Origin of the sequence: Paenibacillus sp. FSL K6-3182, from assembly GCF_037976325.1 — a bacterium.
GTDB lineage: Bacteria > Bacillota > Bacilli > Paenibacillales > Paenibacillaceae > Pristimantibacillus.
On the sequence record NZ_CP150265.1, the window covers coordinates 2,740,533 to 2,760,660 of the forward strand.

General features: G+C 37.8%; 24 protein-coding genes. 21 read left to right on the forward strand and 3 right to left on the reverse strand.

All coding sequences use genetic code 11. The features are described from left to right. Nucleotides 1-168: 168 nt before the first annotated feature. The 8 genes from MHH56_RS11625 (at nucleotide 169) to MHH56_RS11660 (ending at nucleotide 6,055) form a co-directional block, all read left to right on the forward strand. Complete coding sequence (locus MHH56_RS11625) at nucleotides 169-564, forward strand: MerR family transcriptional regulator (protein ID WP_339208363.1); 396 nt, start codon at nucleotides 169-171, stop codon at nucleotides 562-564. Nucleotides 565-567: 3 nt separating this feature from the next. Beyond that, nucleotides 568-1,395 carry an NmrA family NAD(P)-binding protein gene (locus MHH56_RS11630; RefSeq protein ID WP_339208364.1) on the forward strand — a complete coding sequence of 276 codons (828 nt, stop codon included), beginning with the start codon at nucleotides 568-570 and terminating at the stop codon, nucleotides 1,393-1,395. Nucleotides 1,396-1,836: 441 nt separating this feature from the next. Continuing rightward, nucleotides 1,837-2,106: a hypothetical protein gene (locus MHH56_RS11635; protein ID WP_339208365.1), complete on the forward strand. Its 270-nt coding sequence runs from the start codon at nucleotides 1,837-1,839 to the stop codon at nucleotides 2,104-2,106. Nucleotides 2,107-2,272: 166 nt separating this feature from the next. Next, nucleotides 2,273-2,863, forward strand: coding sequence for a methyltransferase domain-containing protein (locus MHH56_RS11640; protein ID WP_339208366.1), 591 nt, complete (start codon nucleotides 2,273-2,275; stop codon nucleotides 2,861-2,863). Nucleotides 2,864-2,987: 124 nt separating this feature from the next. Continuing rightward, nucleotides 2,988-3,785 (forward strand): GNAT family N-acetyltransferase, encoded by a 798-nt coding sequence (locus MHH56_RS11645; protein WP_339208367.1) that lies wholly within the window; start codon nucleotides 2,988-2,990, stop codon nucleotides 3,783-3,785. Nucleotides 3,786-3,978: 193 nt separating this feature from the next. Then, complete coding sequence (locus MHH56_RS11650) at nucleotides 3,979-4,278, forward strand: hypothetical protein (RefSeq protein WP_339208368.1); 300 nt, start codon at nucleotides 3,979-3,981, stop codon at nucleotides 4,276-4,278. 190 nt (nucleotides 4,279-4,468) lie between these two features. Continuing rightward, nucleotides 4,469-5,056 carry a GNAT family protein gene (locus MHH56_RS11655; RefSeq protein ID WP_339208370.1) on the forward strand — a complete coding sequence of 196 codons (588 nt, stop codon included), beginning with the start codon at nucleotides 4,469-4,471 and terminating at the stop codon, nucleotides 5,054-5,056. Between the two features lie 105 nt (nucleotides 5,057-5,161). Continuing rightward, complete coding sequence (locus MHH56_RS11660; protein WP_339208371.1) at nucleotides 5,162-6,055, forward strand: aminoglycoside phosphotransferase family protein; 894 nt, start codon at nucleotides 5,162-5,164, stop codon at nucleotides 6,053-6,055. Nucleotides 6,056-6,250: 195 nt separating this feature from the next. Here the strand turns inward: MHH56_RS11660 and MHH56_RS11665 are convergent, their stop codons facing one another. Together MHH56_RS11665 and MHH56_RS11670 are read right to left on the reverse strand one after the other, a co-directional pair. Next, complete coding sequence (locus MHH56_RS11665) at nucleotides 6,251-7,459, reverse strand: sugar efflux transporter (protein WP_339208372.1); 1,209 nt, start codon at nucleotides 7,457-7,459, stop codon at nucleotides 6,251-6,253. Between the two features lie 32 nt (nucleotides 7,460-7,491). Further along, the gene (locus MHH56_RS11670; RefSeq protein ID WP_339208373.1) at nucleotides 7,492-8,343 is read right to left on the reverse strand and encodes an aldo/keto reductase; all 852 of its coding nucleotides are present in this window, start codon (nucleotides 8,341-8,343) and stop codon (nucleotides 7,492-7,494) included. Between the two features lie 167 nt (nucleotides 8,344-8,510). Between MHH56_RS11670 and MHH56_RS11675 the strand changes: the two genes are divergently transcribed. The 13 genes from MHH56_RS11675 (at nucleotide 8,511) to MHH56_RS11735 (ending at nucleotide 18,495) form a co-directional block, all read left to right on the forward strand. After that, nucleotides 8,511-9,404, forward strand: a complete 894-nt coding sequence (locus MHH56_RS11675; protein ID WP_339208374.1) for an AraC family transcriptional regulator — start codon at nucleotides 8,511-8,513, stop codon at nucleotides 9,402-9,404. A 241-nt stretch (nucleotides 9,405-9,645) separates the two neighbouring features. After that, the gene (locus MHH56_RS11680; RefSeq protein ID WP_339209564.1) at nucleotides 9,646-10,251 is read left to right on the forward strand and encodes a CatB-related O-acetyltransferase; all 606 of its coding nucleotides are present in this window, start codon (nucleotides 9,646-9,648) and stop codon (nucleotides 10,249-10,251) included. A gap of 176 nt (nucleotides 10,252-10,427) precedes the next feature. Next, complete coding sequence (locus MHH56_RS11685) at nucleotides 10,428-11,558, forward strand: hypothetical protein (RefSeq protein ID WP_339208375.1); 1,131 nt, start codon at nucleotides 10,428-10,430, stop codon at nucleotides 11,556-11,558. Between the two features lie 28 nt (nucleotides 11,559-11,586). Further along, nucleotides 11,587-12,177, forward strand: coding sequence for a DUF3885 domain-containing protein (locus MHH56_RS11690; RefSeq protein ID WP_339208377.1), 591 nt, complete (start codon nucleotides 11,587-11,589; stop codon nucleotides 12,175-12,177). Between the two features lie 243 nt (nucleotides 12,178-12,420). Then, nucleotides 12,421-12,996 carry a LysE family transporter gene (locus MHH56_RS11695; protein WP_339208378.1) on the forward strand — a complete coding sequence of 192 codons (576 nt, stop codon included), beginning with the start codon at nucleotides 12,421-12,423 and terminating at the stop codon, nucleotides 12,994-12,996. Between the two features lie 24 nt (nucleotides 12,997-13,020). Continuing rightward, nucleotides 13,021-13,797: an AraC family transcriptional regulator gene (locus tag MHH56_RS11700; protein ID WP_339208379.1), complete on the forward strand. Its 777-nt coding sequence runs from the start codon at nucleotides 13,021-13,023 to the stop codon at nucleotides 13,795-13,797. 277 nt (nucleotides 13,798-14,074) lie between these two features. After that, on the forward strand, nucleotides 14,075-14,419 hold the full coding sequence (locus tag MHH56_RS11705) for a hypothetical protein (RefSeq protein ID WP_339208380.1): 345 nt from the start codon (nucleotides 14,075-14,077) through the stop codon (nucleotides 14,417-14,419). Between the two features lie 40 nt (nucleotides 14,420-14,459). Next, complete coding sequence (locus MHH56_RS11710) at nucleotides 14,460-14,861, forward strand: hypothetical protein (RefSeq protein WP_339208381.1); 402 nt, start codon at nucleotides 14,460-14,462, stop codon at nucleotides 14,859-14,861. 640 nt (nucleotides 14,862-15,501) lie between these two features. Then, complete coding sequence (locus MHH56_RS11715) at nucleotides 15,502-16,095, forward strand: YdeI family protein (RefSeq protein WP_339208383.1); 594 nt, start codon at nucleotides 15,502-15,504, stop codon at nucleotides 16,093-16,095. Between the two features lie 123 nt (nucleotides 16,096-16,218). Further along, the gene (locus MHH56_RS11720; RefSeq protein ID WP_339208384.1) at nucleotides 16,219-16,557 is read left to right on the forward strand and encodes a hypothetical protein; all 339 of its coding nucleotides are present in this window, start codon (nucleotides 16,219-16,221) and stop codon (nucleotides 16,555-16,557) included. A 104-nt stretch (nucleotides 16,558-16,661) separates the two neighbouring features. Beyond that, nucleotides 16,662-16,886: a hypothetical protein gene (locus tag MHH56_RS11725; protein ID WP_339208386.1), complete on the forward strand. Its 225-nt coding sequence runs from the start codon at nucleotides 16,662-16,664 to the stop codon at nucleotides 16,884-16,886. 174 nt (nucleotides 16,887-17,060) lie between these two features. Next, entirely contained in the window at nucleotides 17,061-17,399 is a 339-nt protein-coding gene (locus MHH56_RS11730) for a metalloregulator ArsR/SmtB family transcription factor (RefSeq protein ID WP_339208387.1), read from the forward strand. A 94-nt stretch (nucleotides 17,400-17,493) separates the two neighbouring features. After that, entirely contained in the window at nucleotides 17,494-18,495 is a 1,002-nt protein-coding gene (locus MHH56_RS11735) for an NADP-dependent oxidoreductase (protein WP_339208388.1), read from the forward strand. Nucleotides 18,496-18,598: 103 nt separating this feature from the next. Here the strand turns inward: MHH56_RS11735 and MHH56_RS11740 are convergent, their stop codons facing one another. After that, a complete protein-coding gene (locus MHH56_RS11740) occupies nucleotides 18,599-20,119 on the reverse strand; it encodes an ABC transporter substrate-binding protein (protein ID WP_339208390.1) in 1,521 nt (506 codons plus the stop codon). Nucleotides 20,120-20,128: the final 9 nt, after the last annotated feature.

Genomic DNA, 20,128 nt, shown 5'->3' on the forward strand with positions numbered 1-20,128 from the left:
CTGGCTACGGATATATTGGTTGTTGAGATAACGGGACACAATAGTTGAAATATAAAAAATGTGAGCAGACACTGTGGTGGACTGCTCATTTTATTAAAAAGGACTTGACTATAACACTAGTGTCATACTTTATGATGAACTAAGAATACAAAGAAAGGAGGTTGAGCTATGAAAATGAAAATAAGTCAAATAGCGAAACAGACCGGCACTAGTATTCGATCCTTAAGACATTATGAGAAAAAAGGGTTGATAACCGCTTCTCGTCTCGACAATAATTATCGCGAATTTGATGATTCTATTGTCGAAGTTATTCATACGATTCAACTCTATCTTAATTTAGGACTTACAACGGATCAGATAAAAGATATTATGTATTGCCAATATCTGGGTAACGACGAATTCGGCGAAAAAGATGAGTATTGTGATGAATTACTTCAAATCTATGAAACAAAACTGGATGAAGTTATTCGACAACAGAAAGCTTTAGCAGATGCGGAATTAAGCTTGAAAAAGCAAATCAGTTTAATGAAAAACCACCAAGATAAAAGAAATCAAGGAGGCTGAGCCATGACGGTTTTAGTAACAGGAGCGACCGGAAATGTGGGTCGCTATATCGTTGAAGAACTCGTCCGAACAGGTCATAATGTACGTGCGTTGACGCGTAACTCGGCAAAAGCAAATTTCCCCAAAGAGGTTGAGGTTGTATATGGCGATCTTGCTTCTCCAGAGACTCTTTTACCCGCGTTGAAGGGCGTTACAAGCATGCACTTAATCACTTTTAACAGTGAAGGTTTTGGCTCGCTGCAGACTGGACCTGAAATTGTTGAACTGGCCAAGAAAGCTGGAGTAGAGCGAGTCACAGTATTGTGGAGCGGTGTGAACGGACCCGTGGAGCAGGCCGTGGAAGCGAGCGGTCTGGAATGGACCTTCCTCCAGCCGCCTCCAGAGTTTATGTCCAATACACTTATCTGGGCAGAGTCCATTCGTTCGGAAGGCATTGTGAAGGAGCCGTTTGCTGATTCTTTGGATGCGATGATTCACCCGGCCGACATCGGCAGTGTCGCTGCAACCGCACTGACCAACACCGGTCATGCAGGTAAAATCTATACGTTGACCGGACCTGAAGTGCTAACGATACCAGAGAAGGTCCGCACGATCAGTGCTGCAATCGGGAAGGATATCCAATTCGTCGAGCTCACCGAAGAGCAAGCACGCGAACGCATGCGGAATAAGGGAGCTCAAGAGGATGTTATTGATTTTGTAGTAGGCTGGCATGCAAACCCTCCTAAATCTGCATATACAGTGGTTCCTACCGTTGAACAGGTCACTGGCCGACCAGCACGCACCTTTGCCCAGTGGGTGTCAGAGCATGTGCAATATTTTAAAAATCAATAAATTGAGGTATTACTAAGCAGCTACTATAACGGAACGAGAAGATATTTTATTAGTGAGAACTTCTCTGCAGGGTACTGCGGGGAAGTTTTTTTGCTTATTTGTTATTAAGCTAAAGGCCAGAATAGTTCCAATATGTGTTAAAATTGAGTGACGAAAACAGTTAAACTACGATTTTTTTCTGAGGTGATTCAGTACAATGAGCTTAAACCCTTATGAGGTAAAAACAAAAGAGGATATGCTTCATTTTGTATCTTCTTTAATGAGCGATTTGGATACAAATAAAAATGATTGGGAAAATCCTACGAGTAATGATTATTTATTAGTCCCATTTTGATAGATTAATTTACTTTAAGAATACCTTAGTAGAATGATGACTAAGTTTGTAACTAAGACGTTCATATATTTTAAAATAAGGTAAAGATATTTTTGGAGGAAAACAATATGACTTTTGAACTGGTTATGATTATTGTTTTATTTCTTTTAAATATTCCAATATATAAATTTCTGTTCCGTATTTTCTTTGTGGATGAAAATGATTATAACGAATCTATTAGGCATACTTTCACTCCTAACATAATTTCGTTTTTTAGAGGAGAATATTGGAAGGATAGAATTAACACAGCAAGACTTCAGTTTTTTATACTTATTTGCATAGGAATAGTTGTGTTGGAATACATCGTTTTGAATAAGATAATTGATGTTTTTCGTTAAAAGGGCATGACACTGCGTGACCAGGACTGGACAACGTTCTCAGATAAATAAGGCTCTCTTGCGCTAACTAGGGAAGTTAGTTGAATAAATCAAAGGATGAGTAGGGACTTCGGTGGCTTGCTCATTTTATTAAGCATATAATGATATGCAAATAGGGGGATTCTCGATGAACATGGATGAAAAATTGTTTCATTATTATCTTGAACTCAAAAGTCCCGAAGCTGGTGAGTGGAACTCATCACCACCCTGCATCCACACTGAATTGGTGACAAGAGATTACGTTAGAAAAGCATTCCCCATTACAGATGAAATGCAAGTATGCAATGTCGGTATCGGTACAGGGGATTGGGATGACTACCTTGGATATTGGTTAAAGGGAAAGGGGAATTTAACGAGTATTGATATAGACATTGAAATATGTGAAATATTCTCGTATAGGCAACAGAAGGAAAGACATCCGAATCCTTCAGAAGTTTTGTGCAAAAATATTTTTGATTTGGATTTGCCTATAGAAAAATATGATCTTGTGACATTAATAGGATCTGCTATACACGAGACTGGGGATTTTAAAAAATGTCTGGATTCATGTTTTAGATTGTTAAAGCATGGGGGATATCTAATGTTTATGTCTAGCTTAAAATACCCAATAGAATTAGTTTATGAATACATAAGAAATAGTAGCTGTCTCCTAGAACAAAAGGATGTATACGAAGTTTTTCCTGAATATTCTTTTTACATTTGCAAAGTCAAAAAATGATTTAACTGACGGTACAAGATAGCATATGAAAATCAGGATGAGGCTGTTGAATGCGTAGATCAGAATTAATGGTAACTGAATCTATGATCGAAAAATATTGAAAGCATATTTAATGAGGTGGATTATGTTCGAGTTGAGTAGGAACGAATTTTCTAAAGTATTACCAATGTTTTCAAAAATCCAAAACAAAGCAGTCTTTGCCTTTTCTGTAATTGAACATGTGCAAAATGGAAGGATATTTGTAAACAGTAGATTAGATCCGTCTGCTGCTTTTCTTACAAGTTGCGGTGGATTTTATTGTTTAGTTGGTAATGCCTCAGATTGCACATTTAATGACGCTGTAGCTAACTTTCTAAATCATAAAGATAACCACATTGGGTTCTATGCACTGGCGATGTTCACAGACGAATGGGAAAGAGCTTTCCAGAAATATCAACTAGAACATGCAAATAAAATAAAACGTACTTATTTCCGATTTAATGATCAAAAGTTTATTGAAAACAGTAAAGACATACATATAAATATCGATGAAGGACTGAAATATGAAGTACTAAACGAAGATATCTCGAATAGATATCGCGAGGATTTCTACACATACTATAAGCTAGTGTGGGATTCCAACGAGCATTTTAATGAGCGCGGCATCGGACATTTTATTACAAAAGAGAATAAAATCATAAGCGTTTGTTCATCTCCTTACGTTGGCGGAGGTTTTGCTGAGATTGATATTATTACAATTGAGGAACATAAATGTAGAGGGCTCGCGACAAAAGTTGGTATCGAGTTTATCAATGAGTGTCGTAGTAAAAGACTACTGCCAAACTGGAGTTGTCATTCAGATAATCAAGCATCGATATCTCTTGCAAATAAATTTGGATTTGATCAAATCGCAGAGCATCCGATGTATTGGTATAACATGTAGCGTGGCGAGAGCCCATTGAAGTAGGGAGCGCATTGAAGGCGAGGACATCTCAGATATTTAAAGGTTGGCAGCATGATCAATATAGGGAAAAGAAATTGTAGAATATTTTGAGATTAGTCTCCATAGTATAGAAAGGAAATTTTATATTCTACAAACTTGCTTCGTTAAACTTGTTATTGGACGGTGACGAGATATGAAAAAAAGGTATTTATTAATAATGGTACTAATGACTTTTACGGTTCTTTCATTAACGGGCTGTGTACCTGGAGATGGCGTAAATAATGCTCAAAATCCTGCAGGTTTTTTCTGGGGGATATGGCATGGCTGGGTTGCTCCTATTTCAATTATTATTGGCATTTTCAATCACGATATTAGAGTATATGAAATTTACAACTCTGGCTGGTGGTATGATATAGGTTTTTACATTGCTGTCATCAGTGGCTTTGGGGGAATATCACTTTCTCGACGAAAAAAAGTAAAACGAGAAGAATAGCTGTTTGTATAATTAGCTCGTTAATCTAACAGATATGGTGATTGAATAGAATAGAAGAATGAGCAGGCGCTGCGGTAGCCTGCTTTTTTTTTAGCTAACGGGCAAATTAGTTATAACCGAAAATTACTAACTACGCATTGAATTTACTAGTTATAATTATAACAATTATTCATTAAGTGGAGGTGTTTCTGTGCAAGAAATAGACTACAGCACTTACTTTTGGCAAGACGAAGCTATACGATTGAGGGGAATTTCACTAGAAGATTGGGAAAGCTGTTATGTAAGTGGATATGACACTCCTGCGCGTCGATTGTTAGAATGTGCAACAGAATTGCCGCCTACAATATCTGAAGCAAAAAGATTTGTTGAGGAAAATACGGACTTTTCATCAACGAACAGTAGAATTATGTTTACCATTGAAGACCTGAATGGTGTAAGTGTAGGCGGTATTAATTTAAATAGCATTGACGAGAGGAATGGAACATTCAGCATAGGCATCGTGATTGATAAACACTACCGAGGTAAAGGATATGGAACCAGGGCAGTACACATGCTCCTAAGATATGCTTTCTTCGAGCGTAGACTAAATAAATTCAATGATTATGTTCTTGAAGGAAATGAGCCATCGGCTAGTATGCTTAGAAAAGTAGGGTGTGTTCAAGAAGGAATCAGGCGTCAAGTGTTTTACATAAACGGAAAATATCATGATTCCATCTTGTTCGGTTTAACGAAGGATGAGTATGCGAATTTTCTTCACAAGGACCATCAAAATACATAGCCTGGTTAAGCTAACGGAAGAATAGAGATTGATAAACATGTTAGTGCGCTTTTTAAAAATATAATTTAAACTCCTAAACAATTTGGAATGTTAGAGAGGTAATTAATGAAAAATATAAATGTTGATATTGTTGTAAGATTAATAAATGAACAATTCCCAGAATGGTCTGAGTTAGAAATCAGACCTGTAAAATTTAGTGGGAATGATAATAGAACTTTTCATTTAGGTGAACATATGAGTGTAAGATTGCCAAGTGCAGTATCCTATGCTCCTCAAGTGGAGAAAGAGCAAAAGTGGCTGCCATTGTTATCAAAAAAACTTTCTTTACCCATTTCCATGCCAATAGCTAAGGGGAATCCTAGTGAAGAATATCCTTGGCCATGGTCAATCAACAAATGGTTGGAAGGAGAGACATTGTCTCAGGAAAATTTAAATGATCTTAACCAATTGGCAATAGACTTGGGTTCTTTTTTAATTGAATTACAATCGATTGACTCAAGTGAAGGTCCTTTAGCTGGGGAGCATAATTTCTATAGAGGCGGATCTATAGCTGTATACGATGAAGAGTCGAGATATGCAATTGAGAATAATAAAGATGTTTTTAATGAACAGGTATTAAAAGAAATTTGGGAATCGGCCCTTGATTCTAAATGGGAAATGGAGCCGGTTTGGGTTCATGGTGATATTGCACCAGGAAATATACTCATTCAAGACGGAAAACTTTATGCAGTCATTGATTTCGGTATATTGGGCGTTGGTGATCCGGCTTGTGATGCTGCAATGGCTTGGACATTTTTTGATGAAGAGAGTAGAAAGATATTCAAAAGTGTATTAAATATGGATGAAGGAACTTGGAACCGAGCAAGAGGATGGGCGTTATGGAAGGCGTTAATAACCTACAATGGTAATAAAAATACTAACAAAGCTATTGCAGACGAATCATATAAAATTATTAATATAATCTTAGACGACTACGAATCAGAGAAAATTGAAAAATAACTTTAGCTGCCGTTTAACAGAAACTTTGTTTTTCATAGTGGAGTTTCTTTTAAATGATTTGTACATGAGTAAGAATTACAATGAGCAGGCGCTGCGGCGGCCCGCTCATTTTATTAAGTTAACGGGCAAGCAAGTTCAATTGAGCAGCGTTATGAGTTATAAGGACCGATGTCAAAACAGTACAAGCTGCAGGTCTCAAATTGATAACCGAACTTCTTCTCCTACTTCTGATTTTGTTCGCCATAACAAGACTAATGATAAAATCACAATCACCAGACATATCCAATACACCGATCGAAATCCTGTAAACTGGGCAATGACTCCACTGCCGAGCGTTCCTGCCAGCCTACCAATAGTGGAGGCGTTGGTATATAGCGTTGTAGCTACTCCCGGTGAATCAGGCATCATATTCGTGAAATAGCTAAGTCCATTGCCCATCACGATTGCCACAAACGTTGCCTGCATAAGCTGCGCTATAATCAGTTGAATCGGATCGTTCGAAACACCTAAGGTGACGAAATAGAAAATAGCAATAATGCTGCCAAACATTAAAAGAGTGTGATTTGATATCTTTCTACCATACGCACCCAAGATCAGCATAATAGGAATTTCAAAGCCGGCACAAATACCGACCACTAACCCGACATCCGTATGTGTGCCTTTAAGCTCGTTCACAATAAAGAGCGGCGTGTTGATTAAATTCATCGCGTTAACCGTGAACAGAAGAATAAAAGCGATAAACGGCAGCCTGATCTGCCTGTTAATGAGCAAAGAGGTACCGACTGTGTTGCTCAACCCGGTTTTTTTTGGATTTGCTTTCCGGCTTGAAAGAAACAGGAATATAAGAGATGCTGTCGTAAGATAGATGGTGGATGTCACCAGAAAGAGACCTCTATACCCAGTCGCCGCCAAAAGAAGAGTCCCTGCCAATGGTCCAATTAGAAATCCCAGAGAAATTAGAGAGCGTAATGCAGACATCGCTAACGTTTTGTCATCGGATTTGCTTTCATTGGCAGATTCCTGTGCATAAGCATAAATTTGCGGTATGGAGGCAGCGCCAAATCCACTCAATATACTGACCACAATCAGCAGAATAAAGAAATTATCGAATGTCAAATACGCAGCATACACCAAAGCAGACGAAAGCATTGCTGCAATCAATATCCATTTCCGGTCTAGACCGCTATCCGAACGTTTGGCAATGAGCGTGTTCACCAAGATACCGCTTAATGAACTTACTGCCATGAACACGCCGAACGCCCCAGTGCTCATTCCTAAATCTTCTGTGAAATAGAGAGCTAGATAAGGCGTTGTAATCGATATTCCGATCCCTATCATTAGCATGCAGATGACGAATAAACGATACCCTTTAATTTCGAACAATTTTTTAAATCGTGCGAGCAATCTCTGATCCTCCTTCTCCCTTCCGAAGATAGTTAGATATCGAGTTTCCGGGTACCGATCCATTTCACCATTTCTGGGTCCCGATGTGAAAAGAACTGGCTCTGTTTTGTATCTAATGAAGCAATTGACTCCATATCTTTAGGGTCTAATTCGAAATCAAAGATATTGAAGTTTTCTATAATTCTTTCTTTACGAGCCGACTTTGGAATGACAACGACTTCTCTTTGTGTTAGCCAACGCAAAACTACCTGAGCAACGGATTTATTATGCTTTTCGGCTATAGCTACCAATAATTCATTTTGAAACAAGTTATTTTTCCCTTCAGCAAATGGCGCCCAAGACTCGATCTGAACATTGTTCTCTTTCATGAAGGCTGCATTTTCGATTTGCTGGTTGAAAGGGTGTGTTTCCACTTGGTTTACGGCAGGAACAACTTCATTATGAATAATCAAATCTATTAGCCGATCCTCATGAAAGTTACTTACGCCAATTGCACGAACCTTTCCTTCACGATAGAGCTCCTCCATAGCGCGCCAAGAGCCATGAACATCGCCAAAGGGCTGATGAATTAAATACAAATCCAGATAATCAAGCTGCAATCTTGTTAGTGATCGTTCAAATGCCCTCTTTGTGCGCTCATAACCTGTATCCTGTACCCAAAGCTTTGTAGTGATAAATAACTCTTCTCTTGCTATGCCACTGCGTTTTATTGCTCTGCCCACCGCTTCCTCATTTAAATAAGAGGCAGCCGTATCAATCAGGCGATAACCTGCTTTAATAGCTTCATGAACGCTTTCTTCACATTCATTTGCATCTGGGATCTGAAAAACCCCAAAACCGAGAGTAGGCATTTCAACACCATTGTTTAGAATTACTTTTTGCACGGAAAGACCTCCATTATTACCGATTACAACCTTATTATGCACTGGATTAAAAAGAGACAGTTATCCCATTCGTATCAAATGTTTGCCTAATCCTCTCACTACCGCTTATGTAACAAATGCATATGGTCTATAATTGAACTATAAAAACAACGTCGTTGGAGAGGCCAATGTCTGAAATAATCATGAAACAGCAGAATGAACTCGCCGAAATCATTAAGCGTTATTCTGGAAAAGACGGTGTACACCCTACCGCTATTCCATCCTTATTTTTCATCCATATCTCAAATGTTAATGTACCTAGGCATGGAGTTTACAAACCTTCCTTATGTATAGTTGTCCAAGGTGCGAAGGAGGTCTGGTTGGAGCAGGAGCACTTTAGATACAGTCCGACTGATTATCTTGTTGCATCAGTTCACTTGCCGGTCATAGCCCAAGTTACTGAAGCGTCTCCCGACGCACCTTATCTGGGTTTTAAACTTGAATTTACACCAAGCCAAATCTTAGAGGTTCTACAAGAGTCCGAAAAACAATTGAAATCGAAAGTAGATTCAAAGCGGGCAATGTTTGTCAGTCAGATGGAATCAACTTTGCTGGATGCGGTGCTCAGATTAGCTCGTATGTTAGATAATCCCCAAGATATTCCGGTTCTTGCTCCATTATTTACGAAGGAGATTCTGTATAGGGTGCTGGAAGGTGAGAATGGAAATGTTTTAAAACAAATTGTAATGGAGGGCAGCTCAGTCCACCATATTAGAGAGGTTATTGAGCGGATCATGAATCATTATGATCGCAGTTTCCGGATTGAAGAGCTTGCCGAAATAGCGAATATGAGTGTCTCCTCGTTTCATAGGCATTTTAAAGAAGTAACCGCTATGAGCCCAATTCAGTTCCAAAAACAGCTGAGACTGCAGGAAGCTCGTCGCCTGCTTTTAAACGAGTCAACAGATGCCACTGATGTCGCATTTCGAGTAGGCTATGAAAGCCCCTCGCAATTCAGTCGAGAGTATTCCCGAATGTTTGGCTTTCCTCCAAGACAGGATATAAAGCGGCAGAAAGCTTAAAAGGTTAGAAATAAATCCGAAACCAGATAGGTAAGGAAATACTTAGAAAGTAGACATAAGCCAATTTTTTTCTTTTTTTGGTATTTTATTGATTAGTAACCGCTGCGGCTATTAAACTAACTGAAGGATCAAATGAAAAATAAAATGTTAATAAAAAAGAGAATATAGTTGTTGAAGTCAAAAAAATATATTTTAGGAGTGTCGCTAATTGATTGGTCCAGATATAAAAAGTGTTTTCCCAATGAAGGATATCAGAAGCTTATGTTTTCTTAAAAATATAGTGGTTAATCCAAATATTGAAGTTGGAGATTACACCTATTATGACGATAATAATGATCCGTTAGGCTTTGAGAAAAACGTTCTTTATCATTTTGATTTTATCGGTGATAAGCTGAAAATCGGAAAATTTTGCGCTATAGCATCAAGCGTCAAATTTATTATGAATGGTGGGAATCATAATACAAACTCGTTTACAACCTTTCCTTTTGGGGCATTTGGAGGAGAGTGGGAAGCCGGCCTAAAGAATCTAAGTGGTGGTTTCAAAGGGGATACAGTTATAGGGAACGATGTTTGGATAGGCTATAATGCTACAATTATGCCGGGGATTCATATTGGTGATGGTGCGATAATCGCAACAAACGCAGTTGTAACTAAAGATGTTCCGTCTTATTCCATTGTTGGAGGTAACCCAGCAAAATTAATCCGTAATAGATTTGACCAGGAGACTATTGATATTCTCAATACTTTGAAGTGGTGGAACTGGGATGTTGAAAAAATAACTAAATATATTCCAATTTTGACAAGCAATAATACGGATGATTTAAAAGAACTACTGAAGTCATTATAATAACGGTATTACGCTAACAAGGTAAGATAGTTTAACAAATAAGGAGCAGTTCATATGGCGACTGCTTCCTTTTTCATTAAGTAAGCTGGAAGTTAACGCAATTGTCAGGATGGAATCGTGGACCGTTTCACGTATTTTAAATGTATATATTTTGAAGAAACAGAGGTCTGTTCATAATGATAACCGCAAAAACGGAAAAAGATATTAAAATTGACCCTGATTACTTACAGTCACTATTACGGCGAGTTGTAGCTTCTCAAAATTTACAGTTATTATCGTGGAATTTCAGCCCTCTTGGAAAAAACAAGGAAGAAAGTTCGGTTTATAGGGTATCTTGTATAGCTCTGGACAACGATAGAAAGCAAAATTATACAATGATACTCAAGATATTAAAACCTGATCCTATGCGTAATCAAGTCAATCACTACTACTACTGGAAACGTGAAGCTCTGGTTTATAATTCAGGGATTCTGAATCAATTGCCACTTGGTATAAGGGCTCCCTTATGCTATACAGTAGAAGAGCATCCGGATGAAAATGTCTCGATCTGGCTCGAGGATATAGCTATTGAAAATGTCCAAAGTGAATGGTCATTCAAGCACATGTGTAAAATATCCTATTTACTTGGCAAATACAATGGCGCATACATAACAGGGACACCTCTCCCAACTGAATCTTTTTTATGCCACAATTGGATGCGTTCTTGGGTTGAGGTGTGTACTGCTTATGCTAAACCCATTGAGGAGCAAAAAGTTATTTGGGATTCTTGCTTGATTGATTTTAATGGTAAGAGCACTATGTGGGAGCTTTATCGTATCACTAGAGACCGAGTAAACAGCTTGCTGGAGACATTAGAATTACTGCCTCGTGTATTTGCCCATCAAGACGTACACTGGGATAACATTTTTATAGAGCAATTGAATGGAAATGATTCATTAATAGCGATTGATTGGCAGTTTGCAAGTATTTCAGGTGTAGGGGAAGAGCTTGGTCGAATGTTTGGATATGCGTTATTAAAAAAGAAAGTTCCCGTTAACAAGGTAGCAGAGTATAAGGAAGAATTATTTCTAAACTATATGCAAGGACTCAGGGATGAGGGATGGGACGGGGATTTCAAGCTTGCCCGTTTCGGTTTTACTGCGAGCGCATCGCTTAGGTTTATCATGGTTATTGATAAGATGCTTAGCAATTTAGAAGTAGACGATAAAATAAACCAAAAAGAAAAATCAAGTCATCCGTTGTTAGTAGCTCAGATACTGCTTGATTTGGCAGAAGAGTCTTGGAACCTAAGAAGTCAAATGCTATAGTGCTTTTCGGGGAAAGGATGGGAAATGAGTGACAGCATCACTTGATCGTTATCTCAATGACAAGTTTCTAGGACTAAAATTGGAATCCCCTCTATTTTATAACGCGGATGTAGGCATTCGATTTGAAATCGGTGACCCGGATCCTTTGGTTTCTGATGAAAAATACAGAGAACAAGTTCTCTATCGTACTAATCAACTATTTAAAGAAACGCACAGTGAAAGTGATGAAATATTTATTGTTTTATTTCTTAGTTTTAGAAGGAAGAGTAAGCCTTACAAGATAAAATTTTTTAAAAAAGGCGTTAAAAGCAAGGGAACTTTAAAAAAACTTAATTGTAACAGCATTACGGGATCTGATGAAGAGGAAGATGGATGGGTAAGGTTCCGTTATGTACTGAGTTGCAAAACATCAGATATTAAGCCTGCAATGTTTCTCTTCGCCTATCATAGAATATTTTTCGTGAATACAACTCGTAATACGATTTTTTATTTATATGACAGCAGAGGTTTAGATATTGTTTCTAACACAACGGCACCTCTCCAGGAACTTTACATAAATTATAATCACTGGATATTAGATTACGATAGAGAGAGTATCGACTCCATCTTCAAATCGTAAGTCAACTTCATTTCTGTTCTTTTAAGCCAATCGGCAGGATAGTTCAATAAGATTAGGGAAATATGATTTTTCATATTGGTTGGATATAAACAAGTTCAGACCTAACTTTGTTCTATTCAATGAAGCCCCAAAATATTTGCCACATAGAACCATAGCGAAATAATCGTAAGTTCTGCAATAATATACTATAGGAATTTCAATTTAAGATGTAGGCTATGAGAAGAGCTTGAAAGGAGTATTCTCATGGATTTTACATCTTTTTTGATTTACTGTACGATTGCTACGTTTACACCTGGACCTACCAATATCGTCATATTATCCACTGTGCATAATTTCGGTGTAAAAAAGGCAATGAAGTATTCATTTGGAGCAACAATTGGTTTTGCCTCATTACTTGTTACTTCTGCTTTGCTGAACACGATTCTCATAACGATTATACCGAAAATAATCATTGTGATGCAGATCATTGGAAGTGGTTATATGTTTTATCTTGTTTATCAAATTTACAAAATGGATGCATCAAACGGAGCATTAAACCAAACGGCTACTTTCTTGTCAGGGTTTCTTATGCAGTTTTTAAATCCAAAGGTAGTATTATTTACATTGACTGTGATTCCAACCTTCATTATGCCTAGCTATAGCACAAGTTCTGCAGTCACATTAAGTATTTTAGCTATCACGTTAATTGGTTTTTTGGCATTTATGACATGGGTTCTCTTTGGTTCGATCTTCAAAGCGTTTTTACAGAAGTATAATAAGACATTTAATGTATTGATGGCGTTATCTCTCGCTTACGCTGCAATCATGATCTGGATGTAGGCAAGTGATGAAGAGGTGAATGGAATGAACAAATTTATTTATCGAAAATCAGCGGGTATTACGGTGCTGTCAGCGAATATGACTGATTTTACGTATAAAAAACATGCCCACCAAGAGTATGCCATGGGTGTAACTTTACGTGGAATCCAAAAATATAATTTGGATGGCACTTTACAATTATCCCACCAGAATGGTGTTATGTTTTTTAATCCGGAACAGGCTCATGATGGAATGGCGCAGGATAAGACAGGTCTGGATTATGTTATGATCTATATTGATCCGCAATTGTTTTTGGAGGTTATTGAGAAAAAGGATATCGTACGTTTTCCTAAACCTGTTGTGTATGATGATCGACTAAAACAAGGGATATTAAATCTTTCCTACGCAATATTGAGCGGAAAAGACGAGGCCATTTGCAGTGAATTATTCGTATCCCTCACTGATTGCCTCGTCCAAACGAAGTTTTCGACTGACAACAAGAAGGATACCGCACTAATTCACAAGGCAAAGAATATGCTTCATGCCAATCTGGAACAGGTATTGAAACTTGATGAGATTTGTAATGAACTTCATTTATCAAAGTTTAAGTTTATTCGCTTTTTCAAGGAGAATACTGGTATTTCACCGTATCAATACTTTCTTAACTGCAAAATCGAACTTGCTAAACAGTTGATCGAAAAAAATAGAGATATTTACTCTGCAGTGGCTGCATGCGGTTTTGTGGATTTAACCCATTTAAATAAACATTTTAAAAGTGTATATGGCACAACTGCTTTCGAATATATGTCATATTTGAATTAGAGGGGCGATAGGTGCCTATGACAGTAGGTGAGATAATCTATAACCACTGGGATTAGACCTGTTATTCTCAATCAAATATAACTTATTAATCATTAAAACGAGGCTGCCGGTATAAATCGGCAGCCTCGTTGCGTTTACGAGCAGCTTAGTTGGGATGAAAATGTTTATTTTGGATGATATACCATAAATTAAAACATTTTTGGATATCTAACGTCTATACAGTTATGGTTTTCAAAATTAAAGAAAGGAGTTCTTAGAAAATTATGGAGGTGTGTAATTGAAAACACTATATCTAATACTAGGTGGAATCATTAATTCATTTTTAGCGCAGATGTTTCCATACATTATAAAAATCAGTGCATCATGTATATATGTAATAGGTTATTTTATGGGATTTCATGACGGTTCTGATATGAGAGGTGAAGAAGATGTAATAATCGTCCTTCTTCCCATAACTCTTTTATTATTAACTTTATTTCTAGCTATTTTAATATTTAGCAATCGAACAATTTTCAGGAAAATAAAGATAAGAAAATCACGTTTCGTTTTGTTCAGTTTTCTTTCCTTTGTGCTTTTTTTTAGTTTAAGCATGATGATTTTTGACTCTCCTAATCTTACATAACGACTTGAGATAAAATTGATAATTATGGAGGTTTAAAAGTATGGATGAAATAGTAGGAGAATGGTCTGCAGATGCTTTATTTGATCCGGGACCTAGCGATGAGATCATTTATTTTCTAGAACACGGAGATGGGTGGATAGAATACCTAAATTGGTCACTCTCCGCAATCGAAACATTTAGATGGTGGCGTAATGAGGAAGGGAGAATTAATATTAAGGGAGAAACCATTCATTCAAACTCTGAACCTCTGAGAAAGTCAAACAAAGTACATTCAAATTTATTAATAAGTATTCAACAAGGAATTACCACATTAGATAAACCCATAACTATCCTTACAGTAGAAAACGATAAGCTATATGAAACAAATAAATATGGTCTAGTGAATAAAACAATAGAAAAGGATTATTTGGCTAAAAGACTGCTACTTTTAAATAAAAGATAGTTTAACTGTGAACGACTGTTTGAGTTAATGGGTAAATAGTTAAAAAAACAATGAGTGGCTGGAGTGTATGCGTACGGTGGATAAGCAGATCGTGGAGCGATATACAGCTTATCTGGTGCTAATCGCAGTGTTCGCCGAAAAAATCAACTAAGATGAATATCGCCAGTATGATCAATCGATGTTAGGCATAAAAGAGGAATGAATGGAGAGGATTTCGGAATATTCCGGAGGCCTTTTATTCTGTTTGTGTAATGTGCAAAATTGTAAAAACCGACTGATTTCATAAACAATGAGTACCATAGTTCAACAATCACAAGAATGAGGGGAACAGCAGGTAATAGTAGCCATCATGAGTGAGCCAACTGGCATGGTAATATCTTGTGAGGGTATATCTATAAATTTGGGTGTATACAATGAATTTGTTAAGATAAAAAAGTAATTTTTAATAGAGTTTTTATGCAAACTGTACAATCCATAAAAATGCAGTACAATGGAACCTATGAGAAACTGATGAAAAAGTGATGACACGGTATTAGTCGGTGTCCATCAGCTTGGAGCGGCAAGCAATCCAGTGGATTTATTAATGATCTGCTTATTATTAAAAACATAATAGTAATATGATGAAGTGGGGTATTCCTTGATGACAAATAGTGGACTGAATCTTAAGGTTGATGGATTTATAGGTAAATCTAAAAAGTGGAAAGAAGAATATAAAAAGTTGAGAAATATTGTACTTGACTGTGAGCTGACCGAAGAATATAAGTGGATGCATCCTTGTTACACGTTTCAGAATAAAAACATAGTTTTAATCCACGGATTTAAAGAATATTGCGCACTTCTGTTTCACAAAGGCGCCTTGTTAAAAGATCCCAATGGCATCCTAATCCAACAAACAGAAAATGTACAGGCGGCGCGCCAAATTCGGTTCACCAGCGTTCAAGAAATAGTTGAAATGGAAGCTATCCTGAAATCCTATATTAATGAAGCCATTGAAGTTGAAAAAGCCGGTTTGGAAGTGGTTTTCAAAAAGAATACAGAATACATAATTCCTGATGAATTTCAAAACAAATTAGATGAAATGCCTGCCTTGAAAACTGCTTTTGAAGCATTGACGCCGGGACGGCAAAGAGCGTACATTCTTTATTTTTCTGAACCTAAACAATCCAAAACTCGCGAGTCAAGGGTTGAAAAATATAAGCAGCAAATTCTGGATGGAAAGGGTTTAAATGATTAGGATGTGTATTTGTTTTCCTGTTCGAAAGAAATAGAAGAACCCAGTCGCTAAATACCATTTAGCTAATGGGACTTATAATGAAGTCTATTGGCTTTTTAAACTAAACGGTAAAAGAGTGGTTTTATGTTCATTGTTACTGTGGAGATGACTCAGGAGCGAAAAGATCAGCTGCTTAACTGGGTTGACTCACATCAGAAGGCTACATTGGAAAATGATAAGGGAATCCTGGCAGGGCTGCAATGGATGGTTGATAAGTTGGATTTAACTGATCATCTCTACTCAGAGATGGTTGTAACAACTCCTATTATTATTAACCAAACTATTATTGATGAATGCAAGAAGAAGTTTGAAGAAAATTGGATTCATGCGTTATGGAATAGCGGATTTGCTTTGGCAGTTTTTGCGGTTTTGGATCTATTCAGCATTCAAATTGTGGAGTTTCCAACTGCAAAAAGAAACTAAAAATGCTTGAAATACATACGTTTTTATAATTGTATATTAAATAAAGCATTCTTATATAAAGCGTGGGCTTCGTGGTTAGAAGGAATAATATAATGGGGTGGCTAATGAAAAAACAGCAATTAAGAAGAAGCTTAAATTACTCAGCACTGGGTCTTTTAGTTGCCTATTTAGCGGGAATAGTTATCGTACTCCTCATCTTTAGTATTAAGCGGTTTGATGAAGATTTTGAGTTCATATTTACCTTTAACTTTTTATTATGGGGTGGAGTTTCTTTGTTAATCTCTGTTTTCTTATTGATGGTTACTAAGTTAATAGTAACAAGAGGTTGAGGCTTAACAATGCAATGGCGAATTTAACGGAATCGATGAAGAACTGATTTTGCGGATAAGAACAGATACCAGCTCTGCTCCGCCAGCATGGGTATTGTATAAAATATTTGATCTTATCAGTAAGTTGGTTATAATAGGTTTATATAATTAAACGAATGAACGGAAGTGAAGTGTATGAGCCAAAATACTGAACATATTGTACAGCAATTTAAAGATTCCATTCCCTTGCTGGATGTTCTTACAGATGAAAAACGTCAAGCCATAATTTTGCTGCTTGCACAGCATAAAGCTGGACTTAATGTCAATACTATAGCGGATCAAATTGACTTGTCCCGGCCTGCCGTCTCCCATCATTTGAAGGTATTAAGACAGTCTGGTTATGTTAGTTACGAGAAGAAGAGCGTAGAAAATTACTATGTCCTGACTCTCCGCAAACCATTAGAGCAACTTAAATCTTTAATTGAGGCTATAGAAGCTCAGTGTAGCGGATCTTTGCAATCTTCAATGGAATAAAATGAACGTTTGCTTCATTAGTCCATTGGAAAAATGTTTTTTTGCTCTATACGTTTATATGTTTAAACGAATGATCTTAATAGGAGTGATAATAATGAAGGCTATAACAATAGAGAGATATGGAAAAAATATCCCCTTAATAATGACGGAACGACCAATGCCTACAGTGGGAGAACATGATGTGTTAGTAGAGATTTATGCGGCAAGCTTAAATCCTATCGATTTCAAAATAAAAGAAGGAAAAGTAAAATTACTGCTAACGTATGACTTTCCTTTAGTTCTCGGAAATGATTTTTCTGGAGTAGTAACCAAGGTTGGTGAACGCGTGAGCACATTTAAACCCGGTGATGAGGTTTATGGAAGACCTCGCAAAGACAGGATCGGAACGTTAGCTGAATATATTGCCATTCATGAAGATGATATTTCTCTTAAACCAGAAAATCTAAATTTTGAAGAAGCGGCGTCAATCCCACTGGTCGGACTTACGACATACCAAGCCTTTTACGATATTTTGAACCTTCAAAAAGGGCAAAAGATTTTGATTCATGCAGGATCTGGAGGGGTAGGAACATTTGCTATCCAACTGGCCAAATTGATGGGCGCTTATGTCGCCACAACAGCAAGTGATAAAGGCTATGATTTGGTCAACTCACTGGGCGCCGATCAAATCATTAATTATAAAACAGAGAATTTTGAAGAAATGCTTACAGGCTATGACGCGGTGTACGATACCTTAGGTGGGACAGCATTGGAAAAATCATTCCAGGTACTGAAACCAAACGGTAAAATAGTATCCGTCTCCGGCCTGCCCAATTCCAGATTCGGCAAGGAAGCAAAATTAGGCTGGTTGAAGACGGCCGTTCTATCCATTGTGAGTCGTAAAATTACAGCCCTAGAGAAGAAAAGCGGTACGAGATATCATTTCCTCTTTATGAAACCAAGCGGAGCGCAATTAAAGATCATTAAGAAGTTTATAGAAGAGGGTCACATTATTCCGGTTATTGATAAAGTGTTTGATTTTAAAGATACAGGACAAGCCTTTCAATACCTTGAAAGCGGTAGAGCTAAAGGGAAGGTAGTCGTTAAAATAAAGTAAGTTTTACCAAGTAAAATAGTAGAATGATAAAGGCGGCCGATATAGGCTGCCTTTTCCGCTTATATACATATTCATAAATAGTCTGTGGGAGGCACTATAACACTTACCTCTTTGAGCTTCGCTTCTCATCCAACTGCTTCTGTATTTCTTTCCGTACCTCTTCGATACCTGCTTGTTTTAGCTCCTGATTAAATTTTGGTAGGATTGTGTCAACATCGACAGTACCGGTCATAAGGCTTGGATAGTATTTTTTCCAAATCATCTCGATGTTATCGGTTTGGGCGGTCAGCTTAGATAGATCAGGCGTGAAGCCAAGAATGGTGGACTTGATTGCTTCAGCGTTGTATTTGCGGAATTGATCCCACTTATCGAGCGGTTCCGGGTTATCGCCGCCTATAGTTTTCAAGATAAACCAGTTACCCTGTGTATATTGTACTCCCGCATAGCTCGCTGGTGCATCCGGGATCGGGTTGCCTTGGCTATCTTTGCCGGGAATGGGGATCGCTTGCCCATGTTCACCTAGCGTGTAATGCAATCCTTCAATACCATAGTTAAATAGGTTTCGTATTTCAGGGTCTGTATTGAGCAGGTTCAGGAACTTAATAGACTCAATAGGATGCTTGGTGTTGGCATTAATAGCCATGATTCCTCCACGGACGGATTCCGTAGTGACGACACTAGGGGTTACAGGATTCGATACAACCTTGTACCCGCGATCCTTACTCCAATTCGTATCCGAGAGTGGGCCGCCGCCTGAGGATTTCCAGAATACCTGATCCCCACGCTTAAGACCGCCAGGCTCCCGCAGTGCAGCATCCTGGTTAATGAAGCCCTCTTTATAATAACGCCGCAATGTGTCTAATGTCTGCCGGGCTTCCTTCGTTTCAAAAATATTCACGACCTTAGAGTTAGGGTCCAGTGATTTCACCATTAACGGAACTTTATGATTCAAAATATACTCGTAGCCATAGAGAGCAAAGAAATTTTGTGAATCCCGATCCAATTCCATTGGTATATAGGTTGGTTCATTCTGTTGAATCATCCGGAGCAATGGTTCTAGCGATTCCAGCGTATTGTATTTGGTAATGTCGATATTGTACTTCTTAATGATCGAAGCAGGGTACATCCAATGATCACGTACAGCCAGCTCTTTATTGGTCGGTACACCATAAATGCCTCCATCATTCATTCGTACCCCTTGCCAGAAGGTGGGGTCAATCGTGTCGTACAAATCCTTGCCTAGACTCAAAAGGTAGTCATCAAGTTTCAGCCATGCACCGCGCATAGCGGTAGTTGCATAATTGGGGGCAAAAGCAATGTCGAACTGGCTTCCTGCGGATATGAGCGTGTTCAGCCGATCCTCATACTCCTGCCAACCAACCTTAATATAGGTGATGGTCACGCCAATTTTACGAGCCATAATTTCATTGATTTTATCGTTTACGAGCTTCAGATCTTTGTCAGGCTCTCCAATTGTGTAATAGATCAGATTTACCGTGTCCCCATGATATTTATCAATGTTGTTTTTGCTAGCTTGACGGGAGCAACCGGTTGTATATGCTGTGAGCAGCAGTATAATACTGAATGTAATGAAGATATATCTGTATCTAGAGCGCTTTTGCATCGATATCCG

What these genes read in the sequence shown, in the direction of transcription:
- MHH56_RS11625 (WP_339208363.1), top strand. Translation starts at nt 169, where the DNA reads ATGAAAATGAAAATAAGTCAAATAGCGAAACAGACCGGCACTAGTATT.
- MHH56_RS11630 (WP_339208364.1), top strand. Translation starts at nt 568, where the DNA reads ATGACGGTTTTAGTAACAGGAGCGACCGGAAATGTGGGTCGCTATATC.
- MHH56_RS11635 (WP_339208365.1), top strand. Translation starts at nt 1,837, where the DNA reads ATGACTTTTGAACTGGTTATGATTATTGTTTTATTTCTTTTAAATATT.
- MHH56_RS11640 (WP_339208366.1), top strand. Translation starts at nt 2,273, where the DNA reads ATGAACATGGATGAAAAATTGTTTCATTATTATCTTGAACTCAAAAGT.
- MHH56_RS11645 (WP_339208367.1), top strand. Translation starts at nt 2,988, where the DNA reads ATGTTCGAGTTGAGTAGGAACGAATTTTCTAAAGTATTACCAATGTTT.
- MHH56_RS11650 (WP_339208368.1), top strand. Translation starts at nt 3,979, where the DNA reads ATGAAAAAAAGGTATTTATTAATAATGGTACTAATGACTTTTACGGTT.
- MHH56_RS11660 (WP_339208371.1), top strand. Translation starts at nt 5,162, where the DNA reads ATGAAAAATATAAATGTTGATATTGTTGTAAGATTAATAAATGAACAA.
- MHH56_RS11675 (WP_339208374.1), top strand. Translation starts at nt 8,511, where the DNA reads ATGTCTGAAATAATCATGAAACAGCAGAATGAACTCGCCGAAATCATT.
- MHH56_RS11680 (WP_339209564.1), top strand. Translation starts at nt 9,646, where the DNA reads ATGAAGGATATCAGAAGCTTATGTTTTCTTAAAAATATAGTGGTTAAT.
- MHH56_RS11685 (WP_339208375.1), top strand. Translation starts at nt 10,428, where the DNA reads ATGATAACCGCAAAAACGGAAAAAGATATTAAAATTGACCCTGATTAC.
- MHH56_RS11695 (WP_339208378.1), top strand. Translation starts at nt 12,421, where the DNA reads ATGGATTTTACATCTTTTTTGATTTACTGTACGATTGCTACGTTTACA.
- MHH56_RS11700 (WP_339208379.1), top strand. Translation starts at nt 13,021, where the DNA reads ATGAACAAATTTATTTATCGAAAATCAGCGGGTATTACGGTGCTGTCA.
- MHH56_RS11710 (WP_339208381.1), top strand. Translation starts at nt 14,460, where the DNA reads ATGGATGAAATAGTAGGAGAATGGTCTGCAGATGCTTTATTTGATCCG.
- MHH56_RS11715 (WP_339208383.1), top strand. Translation starts at nt 15,502, where the DNA reads ATGACAAATAGTGGACTGAATCTTAAGGTTGATGGATTTATAGGTAAA.
- MHH56_RS11720 (WP_339208384.1), top strand. Translation starts at nt 16,219, where the DNA reads ATGTTCATTGTTACTGTGGAGATGACTCAGGAGCGAAAAGATCAGCTG.
- MHH56_RS11725 (WP_339208386.1), top strand. Translation starts at nt 16,662, where the DNA reads ATGAAAAAACAGCAATTAAGAAGAAGCTTAAATTACTCAGCACTGGGT.
- MHH56_RS11730 (WP_339208387.1), top strand. Translation starts at nt 17,061, where the DNA reads ATGAGCCAAAATACTGAACATATTGTACAGCAATTTAAAGATTCCATT.
- MHH56_RS11735 (WP_339208388.1), top strand. Translation starts at nt 17,494, where the DNA reads ATGAAGGCTATAACAATAGAGAGATATGGAAAAAATATCCCCTTAATA.
- MHH56_RS11740 (WP_339208390.1), bottom strand. Translation starts at nt 20,119, where the DNA reads ATGCAAAAGCGCTCTAGATACAGATATATCTTCATTACATTCAGTATT.